4 protein-coding genes are annotated in these 5969 nt (G+C 50.5%); 3 read left to right on the forward strand and 1 reads right to left on the reverse strand.

The window, feature by feature from the left end; translation table 11 throughout:
• Positions 1 to 390 precede the first annotated feature (390 nt).
• Positions 391 to 1131, forward strand: coding sequence for a tyrosine-type recombinase/integrase (locus AX755_RS19200; protein ID WP_001515717.1), 741 nt, complete (start codon positions 391 to 393; stop codon positions 1129 to 1131).
• A 697-nt stretch (positions 1132 to 1828) separates the two neighbouring features.
• On the opposite strand, the gene AX755_RS19205 is transcribed toward AX755_RS19200, so the two are convergent.
• Positions 1829 to 2839, reverse strand: a complete 1011-nt coding sequence (locus tag AX755_RS19205) for a RepB family plasmid replication initiator protein (RefSeq protein ID WP_000200070.1) — start codon at positions 2837 to 2839, stop codon at positions 1829 to 1831.
• A gap of 750 nt (positions 2840 to 3589) precedes the next feature.
• On the opposite strand from AX755_RS19205, the gene sopA reads away from it, so the two are divergent.
• On the forward strand, positions 3590 to 4756 hold the full coding sequence (sopA, locus tag AX755_RS19210; protein ID WP_000523812.1) for a plasmid-partitioning protein SopA: 1167 nt from the start codon (positions 3590 to 3592) through the stop codon (positions 4754 to 4756).
• A complete protein-coding gene (locus AX755_RS19215; protein ID WP_004206785.1) occupies positions 4756 to 5727 on the forward strand; it encodes a ParB/RepB/Spo0J family plasmid partition protein in 972 nt (323 codons plus the stop codon). Before sopA ends, AX755_RS19215 begins: the two co-directional genes overlap by 1 nt.
• Positions 5728 to 5969 lie beyond the last annotated feature (242 nt).

Raw genomic sequence — 5969 nt, forward strand, 5'->3', positions numbered from 1 at the left:
ATGCCTGAAAGCGTGCGTATTGCCTGAAAACACAACCCGCTACGGGGGAGACTTACCCGAAATCTGATTTATTCAACAAAGCCGGGTGTACCAGGCCGGAAATCGCGTAGCGCTCTCTTCTCTTCTTTTTCCTGCCTAACATGTACATCCTGGCATTACTCCAATTCTCCCAAAAACCGTAAAACAGCCATCAACCCGCGTCATTACTGGCTTCATGGAGGATCTGAGCAGAAAAAGGATCCTTTACGTATTTGGTTTTACCCGCAATAATGCGGGATAAGACAACAAAAGGATCCGCGCGCTGCGATTTATTGTCATGGCAGGATCGGCCCGTCAGGTGCAAAATACCTGTATCCATAAACAGTGCGTGCGCTACGTGAAAAATAACTCATGAACAGCATCATTCCCTTGCAGAATTCACCAGAACGCGTCTCCCTGCTGCCGATCGCCCCGGGCGTTGATTTTGCGACCGCGGTGGCACTCCGGCGGATGGCCACCTCAACAGGTGCCACGCCGGCTTACCTCCTGGCGCCGGAAGTGAGCGCCCTCCTCTGGTATATGCCTGACCAGCGTCACCACATGTTGTTCGCCACCATGTGGAATACCGGGATCCGTATCGGTGAAGCCCGGACGCTCACCCCGGAATCGTTCGACCTGGATGGTCTGCGCCCTTTTGTTCGGGTGCTGTCGGAAAAAGTGCGGGCACGTCGTGGCCGGCCGCCAAAAGATGAAGTGCGTCTGGTACCGCTGACGGATGCCAGTTTTGTGCGTCAGATGGAAAGCTGGATGGTCACCACCCGCCCCCGCCGGCGTGAGCCGTTATGGCCGGTCACGGATGAGACAATGCGCAACTGGCTGAAACAGGCGGTGAAGCGGGCTGAAGCTGACGGCGTGCATTTTTCGATCCCCGTGACGCCGCATACTTTCCGTCACAGCTATATTATGCACATGCTTTATCACCGGCAGCCCAGGAAGGTCATCCAGGCACTGGCCGGGCATAAGGATCCGCGCTCGATGGAAGTCTATACCCGGGTATTTGCGCTGGACATGGCTGCCACCCTGGCCGTTCCCTTTACCGGTGATGGGCGAGATGCCGCGGAGATCCTTCGCTCCCTGCCCCCGGCCGGCTGAGATTGACGGCCCTGGCATGACGTCCTGTATTCCGCTAATACGAAATACAGGAGCAGAGCGCATTCAGTGCCCCTCCCTGCTCCAGCACACCAGGACATCATTCGGATGACTGAACAGCCGTGGTCTTGCACGGTGACCTGCAAGCCTGCAGGCATCGACATACCGCAGACAAGACAGGACACAGGCCGTACATCCCACAGTGTATTGTTTCCTGAAAGCTCAGTGAATCATCCCGTTAATTGCGAAAGTCATTCACCCCTGTGGCTCACTCCCTTCTGCCATCGGTCTCCTGTTCGCATTTAGCAGTGTGAAGCTGGCGCCGGGTTATACAGACAGCTGCAGTCTCATCCTGCCGGGCTAAACCTGCAATACACAGGGGAACGGATACCGTCAGGTAACATGACCGTCTCAGCATCCGATTGAGATTTTCGTAAGGGGTATAGAGCTTTACTGAAAAATTGACTGTGGCATGTTAACACGTGTGGAGCAGTGCACAGACCTGGGAATATCGCCGTTAAACCCGCATACCGTAGTCAATATCTGCGTATCACGGCCTGAAATCACATATGACAGTCAATATTGTTCGATCATGGCAGACATGATGGAGAACACATATTGACTGCGGTATGCGTGATGCATATCACAGTCAATGGAATGTCCTTAGCGGCATCCGGCAGTCATGTTATGCATATCGCAGTCAATTTTCTGGCTTCATCGCTGAGAGAGCTTCGGCCAGTTTAAGGGGATCGATGCCAGCAGCCTTCAGCGCCTTAATGACTTCGTCATAATTTTGCTCTGGCGCCTTCTCTTCTTCCTCTTTGCGCGGAACCTTCACAGGACCACTGATGAGTTTGGGGTTGCGATAATGCACGCTGAAATAGGTGGCTCGGCCACGTTTAAACTCAGTGTAATCCAGATAACCAATATCCCGCAGCTGCTCCATCGCCTTACGTACCGTGTGGTTCTGCGTATAGACATTTGAGGTGAGATTCAGCCGGTCACGCATCCGTTTCATGGAAATAGGTGCAGGATTCTGGGGAAGACTTTCGATGTAGGTATAAAGCGCCTGGGCTGATTCCTTGCGCTGCAGGGCGTCAATGGCTTTCAGCCGCAGCAGTACCCTTCTGTCCATGTGGTAAAGCTCAAACAGCTTAGGTTCAGCCTTGATCTCAACGATATCCTCGTTGATGTCATAATAGGCTGACTGCACCAGATGTGTGGTCCATCCTTTGGTCTCGCTCTGGAACTTCAGCGTAACCGAGGCGAGTTTAAACAGGGAATTACTGATGCGATCGCGCATTTTTTTGTTTGAACGACGGGAGTCAAATCCGCACATCTTAACGAATTCGACGAACGACAGTTCCAGGGTGTCACTTTTTACCCCATACTCCGACATGGAGCGAATTATCCCCAGCCAGACTTTAAAATCCGTGTCCATATCAAGACGCGAACCGGTGATCTTAACGTCAGTGTATCCTTCGCTTTTGGCAATGGACAGCTGTACAAGCTCCTCAGTCGCGTCTGTAACGTTTTTCCGGTTCGCCTTGCTCTTCCCTGTTGATTTCAGAGTTGGGACGAAGAGACCGAGTCTCATGAGCGCTACTGGCTGCACGGTACTGGTGCTGTTGACATCCAGCTTAACAACTTCACCGGTTGTCTTATCAACCTCCTGAAGGTTCAGAAGTAAGCTGTTATTTTCGCTCGTCATCTTGATCCTCAACGGTTATCCACAAAAGGATGTAGTAATACGTATCGCAGTCAACGGATATACATACCTCAGTAAATACCGTTGCATATCACAGTATTAGATTATGCATATAACAGTCAACATTTTACATTCCACAGTCGATCCAGACAGACGTTAAAGCCAGTTACAGCGCATGCTGGAGCGATCCGGGGATCTCTTTTGGATCTCATTATGATCTCCTTGGGATCAATTATTGGATCGAGACCATGAATAACCCAGATACAAGCCCGGAAGCGCCACACCAGATATCCAGAACCCTGGCCTTATTTTCCTGAATACGCTCTGGAAGATTGAGATCTACAGGTACAACAATGAAACATTGACTGCGGTATGCTGAGTCGTCTTTCCTCTTCCTCGACACAGATGCGGTAAGCATCATACCATAGTCAATATATTACATACCGCAGTCAATTTCATTATAACTGGCTGATCCCGAGCCATCTTTAGCAACCCGACGTACGTGCAATCTGTGAATTCTGTGATTTTCCGCTTCCTCGCCGCTTTCTCACTGTGTGAGATCGCTTACTGCGGCGAGCGGCAGTGATTAATATTGACTGCGGTATGTACTCTTTTGTAATCCCCTGCGTTCTTTCATTACCCAATGTGGTTCACTTTGCACTTTTTCGTGCACTTTGCGATTTTATTGTTGCTTTGCAATAAATTCCAAGATTTAATAAAATAATGCAAAGTGATGATTAAAGGATGTTCAGTATGGGACTCATGGATACACTCAACCAGTGCATAAGTGCTGGTCATGAAATGACGAAAGCAATCGCCATTGCACAGTTTAATGATGACAGTCCGGAAGCCCGGAAAATAACCCGGCGCTGGAGGATTGGTGAAGCGGCAGATTTAGTTGGCGTGTCATCTCAGGCTATCAGGGATGCCGAGAAAGCTGGCCGGCTGCCGCACCCTGATATGGAAACCCGTGGGAGAGTTGAGCAACGCGTTGGTTATACCATCGAACAAATCAATCACATGCGGGATGTATTTGGTACACGACTGCGCCGTGCTGAAGATGCGTTTCCGCCGGTGATTGGCGTTGCAGCTCACAAAGGTGGTGTTTACAAAACCTCAGTATCCGTTCACCTGGCTCAGGATCTTGCTCTGAAAGGACTCCGTGTTCTGCTTGTTGAAGGCAATGACCCACAGGGAACTGCTTCTATGTATCACGGATGGGTGCCCGATCTTCATATTCATGCTGAGGACACTCTCCTGCCCTTTTATCTTGGGGAAAAGGATGACGCCAGCTACGCTATAAAGCCCACCTGCTGGCCTGGCCTTGATATCATCCCGTCCTGTCTGGCACTGCACCGCATTGAAACCGAGCTGATGGGGAAATTTGACGAAGGCAAATTACCTGCTGACCCGCACCTGATGCTCCGTCTGGCCATTGAAACTGTCGCTCATGATTATGACGTGATAGTTATCGACAGCGCACCCAACCTTGGTATCGGTACGATAAATGTTGTATGCGCTGCTGATGTTCTGATTGTCCCTACTCCGGCAGAGCTGTTCGACTACACCTCCGCACTGCAGTTTTTCGATATGCTTCGTGACCTGCTTAAGAACGTGGATCTTAAAGGCTTCGAGCCAGATGTCCGTATTCTGCTTACCAAATACAGTAATAATAATGGCTCGCAGTCCCCGTGGATGGAAGAACAAATTCGGGATGCCTGGGGAAGCATGGTCCTTAAAAATGTTGTGCGCGAAACGGATGAAGTCGGCAAAGGTCAGATCCGTATGAGAACCGTTTTTGAACAGGCTATTGATCAACGTTCTTCAACCGGTGCCTGGCGTAATGCCCTCTCTATCTGGGAGCCTGTTTGCAATGAGATTTTTGATCGTCTGATTAAACCACGCTGGGAGATTAGATAATGAAGCGTGCTCCTGTCATTCCAAGACATACCACACATACTCAATCGACTGAAGATACTTCATCACCGGCGCCGGCCGCGCCGATGGTGGATTCATTAATTGCGCGCGTGGGTGCTATGGCCCGCGGTAATGCAATCTCTCTTCCGGTAAGTGGACGGGAAGTAAAATTTACCCTTGAGGTGCTCCGGGGAGACTCTGTTGAGAGCGCTTCACGCGTATGGTCAGGCAATGAGCGCGATCAGGAACTACTTACCGAAGATGCTCTGGATGATCTCATTCCTTCATTTTTACTGACCGGTCAGCAGACTCCAGCTTTCGGCCGCCGGGTTTCTGATGTCATAGAAATTGCAGACGGCAGCCGTCGCCGTAAAGCCGCAATCCTGACGGAAAGTGATTATCGCGTTCTGGTTGGTGAACTGGACGATGAGCAGATGGCTGCATTGTCCCGACTGGGTAACGATTATCGGCCGACGAGTGCTTATGAACGTGGCCTGCGTTATACAAGCCGGCTGCAGAATGAGTTTGCAGGAAATATTTCTGCGCTTGCCGATGCGGAAAACATTTCTCGTAAGATCATTACCCGCTGTATTAATACGGCCAAACTGCCTAAATCCGTTGTTGCCCTGTTTGCACATCCTGGAGAACTGTCTGCCCGGTCAGGTGAAGCCCTTCAGAAGGCTTTTGCAGATAAAGAAGAATTACTGAAGCAGCAGGCTGAGACTCTCCACGATCAGAAGAAAGCGGGACTAATCTTTGAAGCTGAAGAGGTCATTAGTCTTTTAACATCCGTACTGAAACAATCTCCCGCATCAAGAGTTAATCTGAGCTCACGTCATCAGTTTGCTCCAGGGGCAACAGCATTGTATAAGGGCGATAAAATGGTGCTTAACCTGGATAAGTCCCGCATTCCTGCGGAGTGTATAGAGAAAATAGAAGCCATTCTTAAGGAGCTTGAGAAACCAGGAGTCTGATGCGGACACGCATTATTCTACGGTGATCTCCCTTTACTTCATTTCCTTTCTCACAGGCCAGAAAACATAACTGGCCTGAATATTCTCTCTGGGACCACGGTCCCACCTGCGTCATCTGTCAGCTTATCTGCCTTGGACCACGGTCCCACCTGCATCGCCGGTCAGGTTATCTCCCTGGGACCACGGTCCCACCTGCATCGTCGGTCAGCTTATCTGCCTGGGACCACGGTCCCACCTGCGTC

Source organism: Enterobacter sp. SENG-6 (assembly GCF_001605945.1).
Lineage (GTDB): Bacteria > Pseudomonadota > Gammaproteobacteria > Enterobacterales > Enterobacteriaceae > Enterobacter > Enterobacter cloacae.